General features: G+C 67.1%; 15 protein-coding genes and 1 tRNA gene. 7 read left to right on the top strand and 9 right to left on the bottom strand.

The window, feature by feature from the left end; all coding sequences use genetic code 11:
• Positions 1–238: 238 nt before the first annotated feature.
• The 3 genes from RVF83_RS06260 to RVF83_RS06250 all read left to right on the top strand — a co-directional run bounded on the left by RVF83_RS06260 (position 239) and on the right by RVF83_RS06250 (position 5,449).
• A complete protein-coding gene (locus tag RVF83_RS06260; protein ID WP_005200469.1) occupies positions 239–2,317 on the top strand; it encodes a hydantoinase/oxoprolinase family protein in 2,079 nt (692 codons plus the stop codon).
• A gap of 1 nt (position 2,318) precedes the next feature.
• A complete protein-coding gene (locus RVF83_RS06255) occupies positions 2,319–4,139 on the top strand; it encodes a hydantoinase B/oxoprolinase family protein (RefSeq protein ID WP_005200467.1) in 1,821 nt (606 codons plus the stop codon).
• A gap of 71 nt (positions 4,140–4,210) precedes the next feature.
• Positions 4,211–5,449 (top strand): amidase, encoded by a 1,239-nt coding sequence (locus RVF83_RS06250; protein ID WP_005200465.1) that lies wholly within the window; start codon positions 4,211–4,213, stop codon positions 5,447–5,449.
• Here RVF83_RS06250 and RVF83_RS06245 read toward each other — a convergent pair.
• Both RVF83_RS06245 and RVF83_RS06240 read right to left on the bottom strand, forming a co-directional pair.
• A complete protein-coding gene (locus tag RVF83_RS06245; RefSeq protein ID WP_005200463.1) occupies positions 5,433–6,173 on the bottom strand; it encodes a FadR/GntR family transcriptional regulator in 741 nt (246 codons plus the stop codon). The two genes, RVF83_RS06250 and RVF83_RS06245, sit on opposite strands and share 17 nt — an antisense overlap.
• A gap of 49 nt (positions 6,174–6,222) precedes the next feature.
• Positions 6,223–6,708 carry a glycosyltransferase family 2 protein gene (locus tag RVF83_RS06240; protein WP_005200461.1) on the bottom strand — a complete coding sequence of 162 codons (486 nt, stop codon included), beginning with the start codon at positions 6,706–6,708 and terminating at the stop codon, positions 6,223–6,225.
• 171 nt (positions 6,709–6,879) lie between these two features.
• Here RVF83_RS06240 and RVF83_RS06235 point away from each other — a divergent pair, with 171 nt between their 5' ends.
• Positions 6,880–8,247, top strand: coding sequence for an FAD/NAD(P)-binding protein (locus RVF83_RS06235; protein ID WP_005200459.1), 1,368 nt, complete (start codon positions 6,880–6,882; stop codon positions 8,245–8,247).
• A gap of 39 nt (positions 8,248–8,286) precedes the next feature.
• Here RVF83_RS06235 and RVF83_RS06230 read toward each other — a convergent pair whose 3' ends face one another.
• The 4 genes from RVF83_RS06230 to RVF83_RS06215 form a co-directional block, all read right to left on the bottom strand.
• Positions 8,287–8,721, bottom strand: coding sequence for a hypothetical protein (locus RVF83_RS06230; RefSeq protein WP_005200455.1), 435 nt, complete (start codon positions 8,719–8,721; stop codon positions 8,287–8,289).
• Complete coding sequence (locus RVF83_RS06225) at positions 8,718–9,899, bottom strand: FAD-binding oxidoreductase (protein ID WP_005200453.1); 1,182 nt, start codon at positions 9,897–9,899, stop codon at positions 8,718–8,720. The genes RVF83_RS06230 and RVF83_RS06225 overlap by 4 nt, the downstream gene beginning before the upstream one ends.
• 74 nt (positions 9,900–9,973) lie before the next feature.
• Complete coding sequence (locus RVF83_RS06220) at positions 9,974–10,486, bottom strand: RrF2 family transcriptional regulator (RefSeq protein ID WP_005200451.1); 513 nt, start codon at positions 10,484–10,486, stop codon at positions 9,974–9,976.
• Positions 10,487–10,544: 58 nt separating this feature from the next.
• On the bottom strand, positions 10,545–11,309 hold the full coding sequence (locus tag RVF83_RS06215; protein WP_005200449.1) for a DUF72 domain-containing protein: 765 nt from the start codon (positions 11,307–11,309) through the stop codon (positions 10,545–10,547).
• A 125-nt stretch (positions 11,310–11,434) separates the two neighbouring features.
• Here RVF83_RS06215 and RVF83_RS06210 point away from each other — a divergent pair, with 125 nt between their 5' ends.
• Both RVF83_RS06210 and RVF83_RS06205 read left to right on the top strand, forming a co-directional pair.
• Complete coding sequence (locus tag RVF83_RS06210) at positions 11,435–12,034, top strand: flavodoxin family protein (RefSeq protein WP_005200447.1); 600 nt, start codon at positions 11,435–11,437, stop codon at positions 12,032–12,034.
• A 239-nt stretch (positions 12,035–12,273) separates the two neighbouring features.
• Complete coding sequence (locus tag RVF83_RS06205; RefSeq protein WP_005200445.1) at positions 12,274–12,768, top strand: FBP domain-containing protein; 495 nt, start codon at positions 12,274–12,276, stop codon at positions 12,766–12,768.
• 108 nt (positions 12,769–12,876) lie between these two features.
• Here RVF83_RS06205 and RVF83_RS06200 read toward each other — a convergent pair whose 3' ends face one another.
• The 3 genes from RVF83_RS06200 to RVF83_RS06190 form a co-directional block, all read right to left on the bottom strand.
• Positions 12,877–13,530 carry a hypothetical protein gene (locus RVF83_RS06200; protein ID WP_005200443.1) on the bottom strand — a complete coding sequence of 218 codons (654 nt, stop codon included), beginning with the start codon at positions 13,528–13,530 and terminating at the stop codon, positions 12,877–12,879.
• A gap of 150 nt (positions 13,531–13,680) precedes the next feature.
• Positions 13,681–14,946, bottom strand: a complete 1,266-nt coding sequence (locus RVF83_RS06195) for a lipase family protein (RefSeq protein WP_005200441.1) — start codon at positions 14,944–14,946, stop codon at positions 13,681–13,683.
• 228 nt (positions 14,947–15,174) lie between these two features.
• A tRNA-Leu gene (locus tag RVF83_RS06190) sits at positions 15,175–15,257 on the bottom strand.
• 276 nt (positions 15,258–15,533) lie between these two features.
• Between RVF83_RS06190 and RVF83_RS06185 the strand changes: the two genes are divergently transcribed.
• Entirely contained in the window at positions 15,534–16,895 is a 1,362-nt protein-coding gene (locus RVF83_RS06185) for a DUF3662 and FHA domain-containing protein (RefSeq protein WP_005200438.1), read from the top strand.
• The last annotated feature ends 47 nt before the right edge of the window (positions 16,896–16,942 follow it).

The following is a 16,942-nucleotide window of genomic DNA, read 5'->3' as shown; positions in this document are numbered from 1 at the left end:
CGTCGTCGTCGAAAAGCACACGCCGTGACGCGGCCCACCATAAACATCAGATCTTTAGAACGTCAAGACGCGGTCAATAGCGAATTTTGGGGTGAGATTTTGCTCATGGGTTGCCGAAACCTCCGATGTATTGCATGATCCTTTCGAGCGCAGCTATGGCTCAGATCACTCCCGTCACCGGATGGGGCGCACCGATCCGACGTCGGGGTGACGGCACGAAAAGAGGAAGCGAGTTTCGATGAAGCGAATCGGCGTGGATGTGGGCGGTACGTTCACCGACCTGGTCCTGTGGGACGACGACGGGACGGTGACGGTGCACAAGACGCCGTCGACGAACCACGATCCCTCGATCGGCACGATGGACGGGATCGAGGTGCTCGCCGAACGTGCGGGCATCGACGTCGCGGACATCGAGATGTTCTTCCACGGGACCACCGTGGCCACCAACATCGTGCTCGAGCACAACGGCAGCGACGTCGGCATGATCACCACCGACGGGTTCCGCGACCTCCTGCACATCGCGCGTAAGAAGCGCCCCCTGAACTACTCCAACTACCAGGACCTGCCCTGGCAGAAGTGGCAGCTGGTGCCGCGCCGCAACCGGCGTACCGTCCCCGAGCGAATCGACGCCGCCGGCAACGTGCTGACCCCGCTCGACGAGGACGCCGTCCGCCGCGAGGTCGCGCTTCTCCGCGAACGCGGGGTCGAGGCGATCGCCGTCGCCTTCCTGCACGCCTACCGCAACCCGACCCACGAGCAGCGGGTCCGCGAGATCATCGCCGAGGAGTACCCCGGCGTCTTCGTGTCGCTGTCCAGCGACGTCGCCAGCCAGTACCGCGAGTACGAGCGCTTCTCGACCACCGCCCTCAACGCCTTCGTCGGCCCCAAGACCTCCCGGTACATCGAGAACCTGGCCGGCAAGGCCAAGGCCGCACAGGTCGGCGAGGACGTCCACCTGATGACCTCGGCCGGCGGTCTCGTCACCTCGCGCAGCGCCAGTGAAGTCCCCGTGTCGCTGCTGACCAGCGGCGTCGTCGCCGGCCTGCTGGGCGGCTGCTTCATCGGCCGGGCCTCGGGCTACCCGAGCGTCATCACCCTCGACGTGGGTGGCACCTCCGCCGACATCGGCGTCGCACCCGACGGCAAGCTGCGGATGAAGCATCTCCTCGACACCCGCATCGGTGACTACCACGCGATGGTCCCGATGGCCGAGGTCGACACCATCGGTGCCGGCGGCGGCTCGATCGCCAGCATCGACGAGGGCGGCATGTTCCGCGTCGGACCTCGCAGCGCGGGCGCCATGCCCGGACCCGCCTGCTACAACCGCGGCGGCACCGAACCCACCTCGACCGATGCCATGGTCGTCATGGGCTGGCTGGGTGCCGACAGCTTCCTGTCGGGAACCATGGAGGTCAAGCCGGAGCTGGCGACCGAGGCGGTCAAGACCCACATCGCTGACAAGCTCGGTGCCGATCTCGAGCACGCCGCGATGGGCATCTTCCAGATCCTCGCCCACTCGATGACCGAGGCCATCTCCCTGCACTCGGTGCGCAAGGGCTATGACCCGCGCGAGTTCTCGCTGGTCGCCGAGGGCGGCGCCGGACCGCTGTACGCATGGCAGATCGCCGAGCACCTGGGCATCCCGCGGGTCATCGTCCCCGGCCACCCGGGCATCACGTCGGCGGTCGGCCTGCTGACCACCGACGTGCGCTACGAGGTCCCGACCACCGTGTGGACGTCGTCGGCCGACCCCGACCTCGAACTGCTGACCCGCGAGATGGACCGGCTCTCCGAGCAGGCCGTCGCCCAGCTGCGTGCCGACGGCATCGCCGAGGATGACATCACCCTCGAGCGAAGCGTCGACTGCCGTTATGTCGGACAGGGTTACGAGCTTCGTGTGCACGCACCCGATGGCGAGATCACCGCCGAATGGGTCGAGCAGACCGCGGCCACGTTCCACGAAGTGCACGGGCGTACGTATTCGCAGCGGTTCGACGACAAGCCGGTCCAATTGGTCAACATCCGGGTGACCGGTGTCGGCGCGGTCGAGCACATCCGCATCGCCGAGATCGAGAAGGGTGGTGCCGACGCATCGGGAGCCATCAAGTCGACCACTCAGGCGCTGTTCTGGAAGAACGACTCCGCCGACCCCGAATGGGTCGATACCCCTGTCTACGACCGCGCATTGTTCAAGGCCGGCAACACCTTCGAGGGCCCGGCCATCGTCCAGCAGTTCGACTCGACGACCATCGTCGGCATCGGACAGAAGGCCACGGTCGACGCCGTGGGCCACATCATCATCGAGAGGAGCGCCTGAGATGGCGAAGACCCTGATGCCCGCCGACGGCGTTTCCCTTGCCGCCGAGGCCAATCGGACCTGGAACACCGTCGAGGTCGATCCGATCACCCTGCGCGTCATCGGCGGTGCGCTGAACTCGATGGCCAAGGAGATGGCCCAGGTCCTCTACCGCATGGCCTACTCGAGCCTGATCCGCGAGTCCGAGGACCTCGGCGCCGGCATCTTCGACGTCAACGGTCGCGAACTGTGCGAGTCGGATTCGACTCCGATGCACTGTGGTTCGATCCCGGCCTATATCCGCGGGGTCAACCGCAAGCTCGCCGGGACGTACAAGCCGGGTGATGTGATCCTGCACAACCACCCGTATCACGGTGCGGCCCACTCCCCCGACTACGGCGTGATCATCCCGATCTTCTGGGAGGGTGAGCACATCGGCTTCGCCGGATGTACCGGTCACGTCTCCGACATCGGCGGCAACTTCCCCGGCCTGTGCATGGACGTCGTCGACGTCTGGGCCGAGGGCAAGCTGATGGACTCCATGAAGATCTACGACGGCGGCGTCCGCAACGACATGCTGATCCAGCACATCCTGGACAACGTGCGCACACCGGAGCAGAACCGCGGCGATCTCGAGGCCCTCATCGCCTGTTCCCGCATCGGCGAGAAGCGGTTCGTCGAATTGCTCGAGAAGTACGGTCTCGACGTCGTGATGAGTGCAGCCGACCGGTGGATGGACTACTCGGAGGAAATGCTGCGCAGCCGGATCCGGGAGATCCCCAACGGCAGCTACGAGGCACCGATCGGTTACCTCGACGACGACGGCAAGAACCGCGGTGTCCCGCTGAAGGTCGCGGTGCGCGTGCAGATCGAGGACGAGGACGTCCTCATCGACCTCACCGGCTCCAACGACCAGGTGCCGACGGCGTTCAACGTTCCCTTCGAGGGTTCGGTGCTACCGGTCGCGGTGAGCGCGATCCGCACCATCCTCCTCGACGAGTACCTCACCGAGGAGTTCGTCCCACAGAACGACGGTTGCTTCCGTCCGGTGCGTGCCTACGCACCCGAGGGCACCATCTTCAACCCGGACTTCCCGGCGTCGTGCTTCGCCCGGTTCTCCCAGGTCAACCGGATCTTCGACTCGATCAACCTGGCGCTCGCCCCGGTGTTGCCCGAGCGGGCCATCGCCGGCTCGTCGGCCGCACTCTGCGCGATCGCCTACTCCGGCCTCGCCGAGGACGGCGAATCCTACTGGGTCTATATCGAGATCAACGAGGGTTCCTACGGTGCACGCAACGGTAAGGACGGAATGGACGCCGTCGACGCCCTGATGGCGAACACCCGCAACAACCCGATCGAGGAACTCGAGCTCAACCACGCCATGCGCGCCGAGCGTTATGAGCTGCGTGACGAGTCGCCGGCTCCGGGCCAGTGGCGCGGCGGCATCGGCAGCGTGCGCACCTGGTACATGGAGACCGACACCTTCCTCGGCTCCGAGGCCGACAACCGCACCGATCCGCCCGCGGGTGCGCTCGGCGGCGGCGACGGCGCCTCCGGGTCGTTCATCCGCAATCCCGGCACACCGGAGGAAGAGGTGCTCTTCTCGAAGGTCACCCAGGAGGTCATTCACGCCGGTGACCGCCTGGAGATCCGGATGCCGTCGGGTGGCGGCTTCGGTGACCCGTTCCTGCGCGACCCGTTCGCCGTGCTGTCCGACGTGTGGGACGAGTATCTGAGTGCCGAGGAGGCCCGACAGGACTACGGTGTCGTGGTGGACACCGACACCTGGACCATCGACGAGGCCGCCACCGAGGCGCTGCGCTCGGCTCGGGTGGCGTCCTGACCGGTGATCTCGGAGGGGCCGGTGACTCTGTCGCCGGCCCCTCCGGCACGTCCGGAACGCGCTCCGACGGCGTGGTTTCCGTCGCCGAGCGCTTGAACACCGTCATCTCCTGGGTTCCCGACGAGCGCGGCTCCGATCCGGCGGCGTCGGGTCCGGGTCCGCTGGCCGGTGTGCGCATCGGCGTCAAGGACAACATCGAGGTCGGCGGGGTTCGCTCCACCTGTGGTTCGGAGTTCTTCGCCGACCGTGTAGCGACCGACGACGCCGCCTGCGTCGCTGCGCTCAAGCGCGCCGGTGCGACGATCACGTCGACGTTGAACATGGCCGAGTTCGCGGTCGGGGTCACCAGTCAGAACTCCGCCTCGGGCGGATCGGTCAATCCCTGGGACGCCCGCCGTGTGCCCGGTGGCTCGAGCGGCGGTTCCGGTGTCGCGGTCGCCGCGGGAGTCGTCGACGTCGCACTCGGCACCGACACCGGCGGCTCGATCCGGTTGCCCGCCGCATGCTGCGGGGTCACCGGTCTACGACCGTCCATCGGGCTGCTGGACATGTCCGGGATCTTCCCGGTGAGTGCGGATTTCGACACCGTCGGACCGCTGGCCCGCACGGCCACGCAGGTGCGTGAGACGTTCGCGGTGCTCGCCGGTTCGGACCCCACACCTGAGGACACCGGCCCCCTGAGAGTCGCGGTTCCGTGGCCGTTCGTCACCGGCGACATCGATCCCGCCATCACCGACGCCGTCACCGAGACCGTCGAACTCATCCGGCGACTGGGTCATCACATCGTGGAATGTCCCGTGCCGCACAGTGAATCGGCTCAGGATGTGGTCTACACGCTGATCTATTCCGACCTGGCACGCATCCACGCCGAGCGATTGCGCGACGATCCGTCCCGCTTTCAGCCGGCGACCCGCGAACGGATCTCCCTCGGACTGCACATCTCCGACGAACAGCGGGCCGCTGCGGTCCGACAGCGAGACGTGTTCCGCTCGGCGATGGCCGACATGTTCCGGGACGTCGACGTCGTGCTCACCCCGGCGATGCCGGTGGACGTGCCGGAGATCGGCGTCGGCGAGGCGGTCGTGGCGCAGGCCCACCGGATGGGACAGCTGACGTATCCGTGGTCGTTGCACGACGGCCCGACACTGGCACTGCCGGTCGGCGTGCACCCGTCCAGTATGCCCATCGGTGCACAGCTGACGGCGGCACGTCTGCGCGAGGGAACTGTCCTCGCGCTGGCCGAGCAGGTGCAGGAGCACAGCGACTGGCATCTCCGGCTCCCGCCCGTGCGCGTCAGTTCTGACGTCTGAGCAGGTCCATCTGCTTGTAGACGTCGCCGAGGTGGTCGAGATGCCGGCGCATGAGCGTCATCGCCGTCATCGAGTCCCGGCGCTCGACCGCCTCGAGGATCGCACGGTGATCTTCGTCGACGCACCGCCAGAATCCTTCCGGGGCGACGTCACGGCTGAAGCGGCTGCCGATGACGCGGAACACCGGGACGGTGATGAGGTCGAGGAGCGGGTTGTCCGCCGCGCGCAGCAGAATACGGTGGAACTCCTGGTTGTTGGCGTAGACCTCCGGACCGACTGCCGCCGAGAGGTCGAATATGGTGGCGCGCAACTCTTCCAGGTGCGCATCGGTGTGCCGATAGGCCGCGGACCCGGCGGCCGGCACCTCGGTGAGCTGCCGGACCTCCATGAGCTGATCGACGGTCACTCCTTCGGCAGCGGCAAGGAGCGTCACCCCTGCCTCGAGGTGCGCACTCAGCTGGCCGATGTCGGGCGTGGCGACGAACGTACCGCCGGTCACCCCGCGAGTCGTGTGGACGAGGTTCTCGCTGGCCAGCGTGCGGATGGCCTCCCGCACGGTGCTCTGGCCGACACCGAATTCGGCGCGGAGTTCGGCATCCGGCGGCAGACGAGTACCGGGAGTCAGCTCGCCGGCGAGGATCCGAACCCGAAGCGCATCGGCCACGATCTCGTACGCCGGGCGTCGTCCGGACTTGCTCGCCCCGGACTGATTCGCTTCTGTCACAACATGATCCGATCTGAATGGGTTTGTCCCAAACTACCAGATCACGCGTCTACAGATAGACGACCCGGTACTTCAGGCTCCCCTTGATCCGCCCGACGAGGTTCCCGGTCACCCAGACCCAGGCCCCGCGGCGACGCCGCGACCAGCCCCACGGCCACACCGGGCACGTCGCGAGGACCACGGCGGCGTGAACCGGGAACCACCACCACTCCCGGCCCCGCGCCCCGTACTGCTTCGCCACCCGCGCCTCTTCGCTGCCGTAGTCGACGACCTGCTTCCACGACTCACGCATCCCCGTGCGGTAGCGATAGGCGACCATCGCCTCGGGCGCGAACCCGAACGTGTATCCGGCTGTTTGCACCCGCCAGCAGAATTCGATGTCGCTGCCGGCGGTCGGATAATCCTCGTCCCATCCGCCGACGGCGTCGAACACGTCGCGCCGCACGCCGAGATTGCAGCCGAAGCTCATCGGCAGGTGCCGGCCCAGGACCACCGGTTCGTCCGGGTCCGGGAGGGCTCGCCAGGCGGCGACCACCGGATCGTTGAGAGTGTCACCGACGTACGCCGCGTGATCGCCGACCCTGGCGACCGCTCCTCCTCAGGACGGATCGGCCGGCCTGCTGTAAGAAGTACCGGTGCTCGAAAAGCGTCCCCGTCCACGCAGCGGATCCGTCTTGTCCCGCGCCGTCGGCGCCGGGGTCGGCTGATGCGCGTGATCGTGGTCGGCGCAGGCGCCGCCGGTTCCCTGGTCGTGTTCCACCTGGCTCGCCTGGTCGCTGCGGATGGCCGGGCCGAAGCATTCGAGGTCGTCGTCGTGGACCCGACCGGCCAGGTCGCGGGTCCCGCGTTCGGCACCAAGGATCCCGCCCACCTGCTGAACGTCCCGGCCGCCGGGATGTCGGTGGACCCGGATGAGCGGTTCGACTTCGTGGACTGGTGCCGTGCCGAGGGGCTCGTCTCCGGCGACGAGGCGCACTACTTCTTCGCACCGCGCGCACAGTGGGCGCGCTATCTGCGGACCCGGTTGGCGGAGGCATGCGAGCACGCCGGCGACCGGCTGAGTGTCCGGCACGTCCGGGAGAGCGCGGTCGGGGTCACCGCCGTCGGTCAGGGAGTTCGGGTGACTACCTCGGACGGAACCGTCGTCGACGGCGACCGACTGGTGCTCGCGACCGGACTCCCGGGTGTCGGGGACGGCTGGGCGCCTTGCGACCTGAGCGATCAACCCCGCTACGTCGCCAACCCTTGGCGGCCCGATGCCCTCGAACCTGTGCTGGCCGACGACAGGGACGTCCTCGTGATCGGCACCGGCCTGACGATGGTCGACGTGGCCATCAGCCTGCTCAAGTCGGGCGGCAACCGTCGCGTCGAGGCCATCTCACGCGGCGGCCGACTCCCCCGGCGGCATGCCGACACCTACCTCGGCGAAGTCGTCCCCGACACCTCGACCTGGGGTGACAGCCTCGACGAGATCCGTGCCGCGGTCGCCACCCATGTCGCGAGAATCGAACGCCTGCTGGGGAACTGGCGGCCCGGCGTCGACGGTGTGCGCTACCGCGTTGCCGAACTGTGGGCCCGGCTCGACGAGGCGGACCGCGGCACCTTCGTCCGCGAACTTGCCGGCGACTGGCTTGTGCGTCGGCACCGGATGCCCCCGTCGAGCGGCGCACTCGTCGATGAGGCCCGGCGATCGGGACGCCTCGTCGTGCGTGCTGGACGGATCAACCGCGTCGACGCGGTCCCCGGTGGTCTCACCGTCACCACCGGCGACGACGAACGTACCTATGCATGGATCGTGAACTGCACCGGTCCCCAGTCGGACGTGCGAGAACTCGGCAATCCGGTCCTGGACTCGGTTCTCGACGCCGGGCTCGCGACCACCGATGCGCTCGGCCTGGGCCTGGTCACCGACGACGGGCACGTCCTCGACGCGGACGGCCACCCCGGTCCGATCTGGACTCTCGGCTCGCTGCGTCGCGGCGAACTCTGGGAGACCACCGCCGTACCCGAGATCCGCACGCAAGCAGAGGAATTGGCCGCGTCGCTCATCGGTGACGTCACCAGCCACCGATGAGCGACGACCAACCGGGTTCGCTCGGTCAGGTCGCCCCGATCAGGACGCGCTGACCAGTACCGCGGCGCCGAGCCAGATGAGCGCGGCCACCTTGATCACTTCGACGGCCACGTAGACGAGATGCGCTGAGCTACGCGGACCTTCGTGTCCGGCCAGCACGGCGTCGGACCGCTTGGCGAGGGCCGGCCTTACTGCCACCAGCTGGATGACCAGGGCTGCGATCGCCACGCCCGCGGCAATCGGCGTGGCCACCCCGGGCCACGAACCGAGCACGACGGCGATCAGGATCGCGACCGCCCAGACGACCTCGGCGGCGTTCAGCGCGCGGAAGACCAGTCGCCCGATCCCCAGACCGATGGGCAGGGTCACGCCCGGCGCCCGGAACTTCAGCGGCGCCTCCAGGAACGAGATCGCGAAGACCATGCCGAGCCACACGAAGGTGAGCGCGGTGACGACCGCCGCGGAGGTACTCATCGCGCGCTCGACCGCAGCAGTTCCGGGCCGAAGGTCTCGTAGTGGATCCGGCTCTCCGCGATGTCGCGGCCGAGGAACTCCTCGCGCATCGAGGACAGGAATCCGGTGGGGCCGCAGAGCATGACGTTGGATTCGGGGTGCACCTCGACATTGTCCAACGTCATGTGGCCGACTCGGACCGAATCGGAGACGATGTGCGGCGAGGTGTTCTCGTACCACTGGATCAGTCGGCCGGTGGGCAGCGAATCCACGAGCGCGGCAAGCATTCCGCGGTGCGGCTGACGGTCGCGGGAACGGTCGGCGTGCAGGACCGTCACCGGACGGGCATCGCCCTTCTCTGCCAGCGCGGTCAGCAGGCCGATCACCGGCGTGCACCCGATGCCGGCCGAGGCGAGCAGCAGTGGGGCATCGTCGTCGGGCAGGGTGAGGTCGCCGAACGGGGTGCTGACCCTCAGGGTGTCGCCTTCGAAGACCTGCTCGTGCAGGTGTGCCGAGACCTCGCCGGCGAGCTTCACGCTGAAGCGCCACTCGGCGTCGTCGGGCGAGCCCGTCAGGCTGTACTGACGAATCTGCTGCGCGCCGTCGCTCAGGGGAACCTGGACCGAGATGTACTGTCCGGGGCGGAACTTCGGTAGTTCACCCTCAACCGCGGCCAGGGTCAGCGCAATGGTGTCGGGCGAAACCTGCACGCGGTCGCTGACCGTGACCTCCCGCCACACCTGGCCGGGCTCGACACCCGCGGCGGCGTACAGGTCGGCTTCCGAGGCGATGAGCAGATCGGCCATGTCCCAGTACAGCTGGTCCCAGGCATCGGCGACCTCCGGCGTGACGGCATCGCCGAGAACCTCGACGATCGCCGCGAACAGATGCTGGTGGACGAGCTTGTACTGATCGGCGGTGACGCCCAGCGACGCGTGCTTGTGCGCGATCCGGTCCAGGATGAACCGCTGACGCCGGACGTCGGGTTCGAACTGGAGGCGCGCGAAGGCGGCGACCGAGCCGGCGAGGGCCTGCGGTTGTTCACCGGACTTCTGGTGAGTCCGGTTGAACATGTTGTCCAGCAGCGTCGGATGCGCGTCGAAGAGCCCGCGGTAGAACCGCGGGGTGATCTCCGGGAGTGCCCCCTCGACTGCGGGCAGGGTCGCCGCGAGAGTGGCGCGTTGGGTGTCGGACAGCATGAGAACTCCTTTGTTCACTTGCTCATCGGGATAGGAGTTCCGGCGTGTGGCCGGAAGTCTTTGTGGGCGTGTGGCTATCGCTCCGCCTGGAGCGGTCCATCCACTTGCGGTGGCCGCGTCGACAGCGAGAGCAGTACCGCGGTGGTCGGCTCGGCGGCGAGGTCGGCGACGGTCTCGGAGTCGAGGCTCTCGTAGAAGGCGGCGGCCGCACGGGCGAGCGCTCCCCGCAGACGGCATCCGCGCCGGAGCGGGCACGGCTGCGGGCCTTCGCAATCGACGACCTCCCCGTCACCCTCGAGGGATCGCGCGAGCCAGCCCACGCGCGCTTCGCGGCCGAGGTCGGTGATCGTCAGACCACCGGTACGGCCGCGGCGCGCGTGGACGACGCCCATCTCCGACAGCCTGCCGACGACTTTGGCGACATGCGTGTACGGGACGGCGAGCTCTGCCGCGAGATCCTTCGTGGTGAGAGGTGTTGCAGCCCCACGCTGTTCACCGGGCGATTGTTCACCGGCCGATTGTTCACCGGCGACGGCGAGCCGCATCACGACCCGGAGGCCGATGTCGGTGAAGCGTGTCAGCTGCATGTCGCAAGTAGACCATAAATCGGCATCACGGATACCGATTAAACGGGCGTGTTCTCGCTCACTCGACGGACGCGTCGTCGATCGTCGCGACCGGCATCCCCAGGGTTCGTGCGCGGCGAATCATGTTGCGTGCGTTGTCGATCGCGGCGCACCCCGGATCGTTGTTGAAGTACACGTAGACGTCGCACCCGTCGTCGAACATGTCCCATAATCGACGCAGCCAGCTGTCGATGGCGCGGGTTCCGTAACTCATCGGCCGCTTGGCGGTGCCATCGTGCAGGCGCAGGTATCCGAAGCCGGCCGTCCGCCACAGCGGGGTGAGGGATCGACTCTTCCGGTCGGCCCAGCACAGGGCGGCGTTGTGACGTTCGAGCACGTCGCGCACCTCGTCGGTCCACCAGGATTCGTGGCGAGGCTCGACGGCGACCTGGACAGTGTCCGGGAACAGCTTCAGGGTGGCGTCCAGGGAGTCGGGTTGCGCCTGCAAGTTGGGCGGGAGTTGTAGGAGGACGGGCCCGAGCTTGGTGCCGAGGCCGGCAGCACGGTCGAGGAAACGCTCGACGGGCTCGGCCGGCTCCTTCAACCGTTTCACGTGCGTCAGGTAGCGGCTCATCTTCGTAGCCATCCGGAAGTGGGCGGGCACCGTCGCGGCCCAGTTCTCGAACACCGTCTTCTCCGGCAGGCGGTAGAAGGTGTTGTTGACCTCGGCCGTCGTGAACCGCTTCGAGTAATAGTCCAGCCACTCCCGCTGCGGGATCTTCTCCGGGTAGAACGCGCCGCGCCAGTCCTTGTATTGCCAGCCCGAGGTACCGATGTGCAGCATGCTCCACCTATCCGCCGGTCGACGGGTGACGAATCCCGTCGACGGCTTTTCGCGCGTGTGGGTGTCGCATCACCGAACACGGGTACCCGCCTACGGAAAGTCGCAACCACCGAGACAGGAGCGACATGACGAAGCTGGCGATCATCTACTACTCGGCCACCGGACACGGCACAGCCATGGCTGACCAACTGAAGACCGCTGCCGAGGCGGCCGGAGCCGAGGTGCGGGTCCGTCACATCCAGGAGACCCGCGACCCGGCGACTTTCGCGGAGAACCCTGCCTGGTCGGCGAACTACGAGGCGACCAAGGATCTGCCGAGCGCCACCGGCGACGACATCGTCTGGGCGGACGGCGTCATCTTCGGCTCCCCGACCCGATTCGGCAGTACAGCGTCGCAGTTCCAGACCTTCATCGACTCACTCGGCGGACTCTGGGCCGAGGGAAAGCTCGCCGACAAGGCCTATGCCGGTTACACCTCGAGCCAGACCGCGCACGGCGGGCAGGAGACGACACTCGTCGGGCTGTACACCTCGCTCATGCATTTCGGCGGCATTCTCGTACCGCCCGGCTACACCGACGGACTGAAGTTCGCCGACGGGAACCCGTACGGCGTCTCACATGTCACCGGCCCGGAGAACAAGAACGACCTCGACGACCCGACCAAGGCCGCCCTCGCCCACCTGGCGCAGCGAGTCGTAAAGGTCGCCGGTCTGTTGGCCGGCTGACAAGGCCGGTCCTGCCCTCCGGATCGCTCGCGTAAATGCGTTGACAGAGTGGCGCACGCGCGCGAGCATCGGGACCATGCATTCCGTGTCGTCGCCCACCGGGCGTGAGGAGGTCGTCGGCGTCCTGCACGCCGGCGCTTGAGTGACCTGCCCCGACCGGCGCGAGTACCGCATCTGCGGACCGCGCCGGTCGACGCGTGTCCTCATTCCTCCCACGACACCCGAGGTGTTTCTCACTCATGCATGCCCTGACCGAATCCGAGATCCGTGGATCCTTCGTCAACGCGACCGTCCGCGAACGCAAGTCGCTCGTCCTGCCTCCCGATTTCAAGGAAATGAACTGGGAGCGCATGGATTTCGTCGGCTGGCGGGATCCCAAGCAGCCGATGGTCGGCTACCTCGTCATCCCGACCGACGACGAGCCCGTCGGCATCATGCTCCGCCTGGGCGGACGCCAGCCGCGCAAACGACCGCTGTGTTCGTTCTGCGAGGACGTCCTGCTGCCCAACGACGTCGCCTTCTTCAGTGCCAAGCTCGCCGGCGCCGCCGGCCGGAAGGGCGACACCATCGGCACCCTGATCTGTTCGAACTTCGAATGCTCGAAGAACGTGCGGATGAAGCCCCCGCCGGTGTTCGGCGGGCATGACCCCGACGCGGTCCGGCAGCAGCGGATCCAGTCGTTGCGCACACGCCTCGACGGTTTCGCCGGACGCGTGGTCGGCACGTCGACGTAGACGACGCTCCCAGAGTCTTCACCTGACGGACCCGAATGATGCCGAGGACCCCACTCCGCGTTTGCGGGATGGGGTCCTCGGTGTGAGAGTTCGAGCAGTCTGGAGAGGTTACTTCTTCTTCGGCGGGGCGTTGAGCAGCTGGATGAAGGGTTGGGCGTTGGCGATGGCCGAGCCGAGTCCGCCGATGGCCGTTCCGCCCAGCGACGCAGCCGAACCCAGCAGGATCGCGCCACCGATGCAGCCTGCGAGGGGGCCTGCTCCGAACAGCAAGGCCACCGGGGCGGAGACCACACCCGCAGCGACGGCGCCGAGCAGACAACCACCGACCAGTCCCGTCGCCGCGCCGAGGAAGCCACCCACACTCGCGGTCAGGCCGATGTTGTCCTTCACTCCGGCGACGGCCGCCTGGAGGTCGACATTGTGACGAACCGGCTGGAACCGGGTGGCCAGTGGCGAGGTGTTCACCGTCAGCGTGGCCGACCGTCCGTGCACATCGGCATTCACCGGGTGGGTGAAGTCGTCGACGGCCAGGGTCAGCGGGATGGACTCCACATTGTGCCCGTTGCGGTCACGGAGGATGAGTTGGTCACCGGCCTTGACGAATGAACCGGTGTCGGTGGAGACGACGACGCTCGAGTCGTGCCGATCCACCTTCCACTGGGTACTGACCGGGCCTGCGGTGTCGGCATAGGCGGTGCCGGTGGCCACGCCCATGGACGCGATCACCATCGCTGCGGTGGCGAGGATCTTGTTGAACTTCATCGAGTGTGCTTTCTCTCTGTGCCCCAGCGCTTCCTGGGACCACCTTCGGACCGCACGACCGTAGGAGGCCCAGACGACCACTTCGGCGGACGGCAGCGGTCCGACAGGTGAACAGCATGAGAAATGCATTGCAGAACAAGACGAATCGCGTTATCCGGACGCCGCCGAGCCACGCAGCCGTCGCGTCAACTGTCGCAGTGCCCACGCGGGCGACGGCTGCCCGGCGAGCGTCGTCACCGTACGGTCCGCCCCCGGATGGCCGGCGAGGCGGTTGGCGAGCCAGGACACGGCCATCGGGCCCGACAGCGGCAGCAGCGAGAGGTGCTCGCTGAGCTGATCCCGGACATATGTGACAGGCACGCCCTGCTCGCGATAGCGGCCGACCAGGCGGTCGACATCGGCGACCGCGATGATCGGATCACGCACCGACTGCACGACGAGCAACGGGATTTCCGGGCGACGCATGCCAAGCTGCACGTCGGTCATCATCTCGACGATCTCGCGCTCAGCGAGGACATCGGCCAGCGGGATGTCGAGGTACCGGTCGATGTCGTGGTTACGGAACCGGCGTACCGCGTGCAGCGTCGGCATCTCGGCGATCTCGTCGAGGTGACGACGTCCGGACTCGGTGGCGTGCTGCCGGATCACCTCATCCAGCTGTGGATAAACCCGACTCAGGCCCGCTATCACCATCACCGGCAGGCCGGCGTGCAGAGTCCCGTTGAGTCTCAGGAGCGCGGAGGCCATGTCACCGACCGGCGATCCGAGGACTGCCCCGACCAGTCGCAGTTCCGGTGCGTACTCCGGCGCCATCTCCGCAGCCCACGACGTCGCCATGCCGCCACCGGAGTAACCCCACAACCCGACCGGGGTGTCGTGGGAAAGTCCGTGATCGGTGAAGGCCAGCGCCGCGCGGATGCCGTCGAGGGTGCGGTATCCAGGCTCTCGCGGAGCTCCCCAGGCGCCGAGCATGCCCTCGTGGTCGGGGATCGACACCGCCCAGCCCTTCGCGAGCGCGCGGCGAACCACGAGGAATTCGAAGGGAGCGATGGTGTGCCCGGACCGAGCGCCCTTCCGCAGCGCATACGACGGGAAGCTCTGCGAGGTGACGGCGTCGATCGCGCACTGGAACGACAGCAGCTGGAAGTGTCCGGCACCCGCTCGTCGCCGCGGCAGTACAACCGTGGTGGCAGCCACCCCTGCGACGCCACGAAGGTCCGACGACCGATACAGCAATTGCCACGCATCGGTGCGGTGCTGTGAGGCCCAGTAATCCTTGAGCTCGACCTGCCGACAGCGGATGATCTCTCCGGGAGCGAGGGCAGCCACATCGGCGGGCTCGTCGTAGAACGGATCGCGGGAAGGAAGCAGCAGGTCAACAGGCTCGTACTGCCCTCGATGAACATCGGCTGTCATCGTCAACCTCGTCTCCCGAACGCTTCCGCGTCCTGTACCGGACAGTCAACGGATTCGTCACCCACTGCATTCCGGATGACCTTCGACTTCCCTCGCGATCCCAGCAAAACCCAACACTGATCGGCAGGATCACCACCAGCGGGATGCTGGGTGTGGCGAAGATGGGTTGGCTTGCGCATACGAAAAGAGGCCGGACCGCATTTCCGCGATCCGGCCTCGTTCACCGTGTGGGCGAAGGGGGACTTGAACCCCCACGTCCCGAAGGACACTGGCACCTGAAGCCAGCGCGTCTGCCATTCCGCCACTCGCCCGTGGCCGCCGGAGTTCCGGCGGGCATGTCGTCGAACTGAGTTCGTCCGGCGACTGGACGACGATAACAGCACCGCGCCCCTACTACAAAACTCGGGTGTCCGCGGGTATTCGACGGGCTGGTGACCTGCGGCACCGGTGACTGGCCAGACCCATGAGGCAGGTGTTACACACGATGCACCAGTTGTCGCGGTGGCACAGTTGTCCGTTCTTGTCGCTATCATCAAACAAGGCCATATGCACGGCGACACGCTCGAATGCCGCGAAAGGAGGTCTCGGTGGGGATCCTGCAACGAATTGAACGCAAGCTCGAAGGCGCTGTTGACGACGGTTTTGCGCGAGTTTTCGGTGGTCAGGTGGCTCCACAGGAGATCGAGAACGGCCTTCAGCGCGAAGCCGAGGAGTCGCTGGAAGATCTCGGCGACGGTACGGTCCTTGCGGCCAACAGCTACACATTGCTGTTGAGTCCGAGCGATCACGACCACATCGCTGCGGAATACGAACTGAACCGCAAGACTTTCTCGAAGCATTTGGAACACTTCATCAACGACAACGGGTGGCAGACCTACGGCAAGGTCGTCGTAGAGTTCGAGCAATCGCCATCCCTGCACACCGGGATCTTCCGTGCGCGCGGCACGGTGAACCCTGACGTGCGGCCCCGCCCGGTGCCGTCGCGTTCGGGACGACCAGACGGCGCACCATCGAAGGCCCCCCGCCCACCGGCCGGTCTCCCGGCCCCGAATCCTCGCCCGGCCGCACAAGCTCTTCCCGCCGACGCACCCGACCAAGGAGCCCCCAAGATGACTCAGAACCCCGGATACGACCAGCGCAGGGGCGCCGATCCCGAGTACGACCAGCAGGCCTACGAGCAGCAGGGCTACGGCCAGCAGGCGTATGGACAGCAGGGTTACGACCAGTACGGCCAGCAGCCCGGCTACGAGCAGGGTTACGACCAGCAGGCCTACGGTCAGCAGCCCGCCGGCTACGAGCAGCAGGGTTACGGCCAGCAGCCGGGCTACGGACAGGGTTATGGCCAGCCCGGTTACGACCAGCAGGGCTACGGCCAACAGGGCTACGCACAGCCCGGCTACGAACAGCAGGGCTACAGCCAGCAGCCCGGCGGCTACGACCAGGGCTACGGCCAGCCCGGTTACGACCAGCAGGGCTACGGCCAACAGGGCTACGCACAGCCCGGCTACGAACAGCAGGGCTACAGCCAGCAGCCCGGCGGCTACGACCAGGGCTACGGCCAGCAGGGCTACGGCCAGCAGCCCCCGGCCGCCTACGACTACCAGGGTGGCTACGACCAGGGCCAGGCTTACGGTGCGGGACGTCCCGCCGCCGGCTACGCGCCGGCGTCGATCACCCTCCTCCTCGAGGACGGCAGCAACCGCACCTTCCAGCTACACGAGGGTTCCAACGTGATCGGCCGCGGCCAGGACGCGCAGTTCCGCCTGCCCGACACCGGTGTCTCGCGTCGCCATGTGGAGATCCGCTGGGACGGCACCACCGCGATGCTCACCGACCTCAACTCGACCAACGGCACCACCGTCAACGACCTGCAGGTCAACACCTGGGAACTGGCCGACGGCGACCGCATCCGCGTGGGACATTCCGACATCACCGTCCGGTTCCAGTAGTCCCGGAGAACGCCGTTCAGCGCCCGCCGAACACGGGCGGCGGTGGT

The sequence above is a fragment of the Gordonia rubripertincta genome, assembly GCF_038024875.1.
GTDB classification, from domain to species: domain Bacteria; phylum Actinomycetota; class Actinomycetes; order Mycobacteriales; family Mycobacteriaceae; genus Gordonia; species Gordonia rubripertincta.
Note: the sequence above shows the minus strand (reverse complement) of the source record. Positions and strands in the feature narration are given on the sequence as shown.

What these genes read in the sequence shown, in the direction of transcription:
- RVF83_RS06205 (WP_005200445.1), top strand. Translation starts at nt 12,274, where the DNA reads ATGCATGCCCTGACCGAATCCGAGATCCGTGGATCCTTCGTCAACGCG.
- RVF83_RS06230 (WP_005200455.1), bottom strand. Translation starts at nt 8,721, where the DNA reads ATGAGTACCTCCGCGGCGGTCGTCACCGCGCTCACCTTCGTGTGGCTC.
- RVF83_RS06235 (WP_005200459.1), top strand. Translation starts at nt 6,880, where the DNA reads ATGCGCGTGATCGTGGTCGGCGCAGGCGCCGCCGGTTCCCTGGTCGTG.
- RVF83_RS06260 (WP_005200469.1), top strand. Translation starts at nt 239, where the DNA reads ATGAAGCGAATCGGCGTGGATGTGGGCGGTACGTTCACCGACCTGGTC.
- RVF83_RS06200 (WP_005200443.1), bottom strand. Translation starts at nt 13,530, where the DNA reads ATGAAGTTCAACAAGATCCTCGCCACCGCAGCGATGGTGATCGCGTCC.
- RVF83_RS06210 (WP_005200447.1), top strand. Translation starts at nt 11,435, where the DNA reads ATGACGAAGCTGGCGATCATCTACTACTCGGCCACCGGACACGGCACA.
- RVF83_RS06220 (WP_005200451.1), bottom strand. Translation starts at nt 10,486, where the DNA reads ATGCAGCTGACACGCTTCACCGACATCGGCCTCCGGGTCGTGATGCGG.
- RVF83_RS06215 (WP_005200449.1), bottom strand. Translation starts at nt 11,309, where the DNA reads ATGCTGCACATCGGTACCTCGGGCTGGCAATACAAGGACTGGCGCGGC.
- RVF83_RS06195 (WP_005200441.1), bottom strand. Translation starts at nt 14,946, where the DNA reads ATGACAGCCGATGTTCATCGAGGGCAGTACGAGCCTGTTGACCTGCTG.
- RVF83_RS06255 (WP_005200467.1), top strand. Translation starts at nt 2,319, where the DNA reads ATGGCGAAGACCCTGATGCCCGCCGACGGCGTTTCCCTTGCCGCCGAG.
- RVF83_RS06225 (WP_005200453.1), bottom strand. Translation starts at nt 9,899, where the DNA reads ATGCTGTCCGACACCCAACGCGCCACTCTCGCGGCGACCCTGCCCGCA.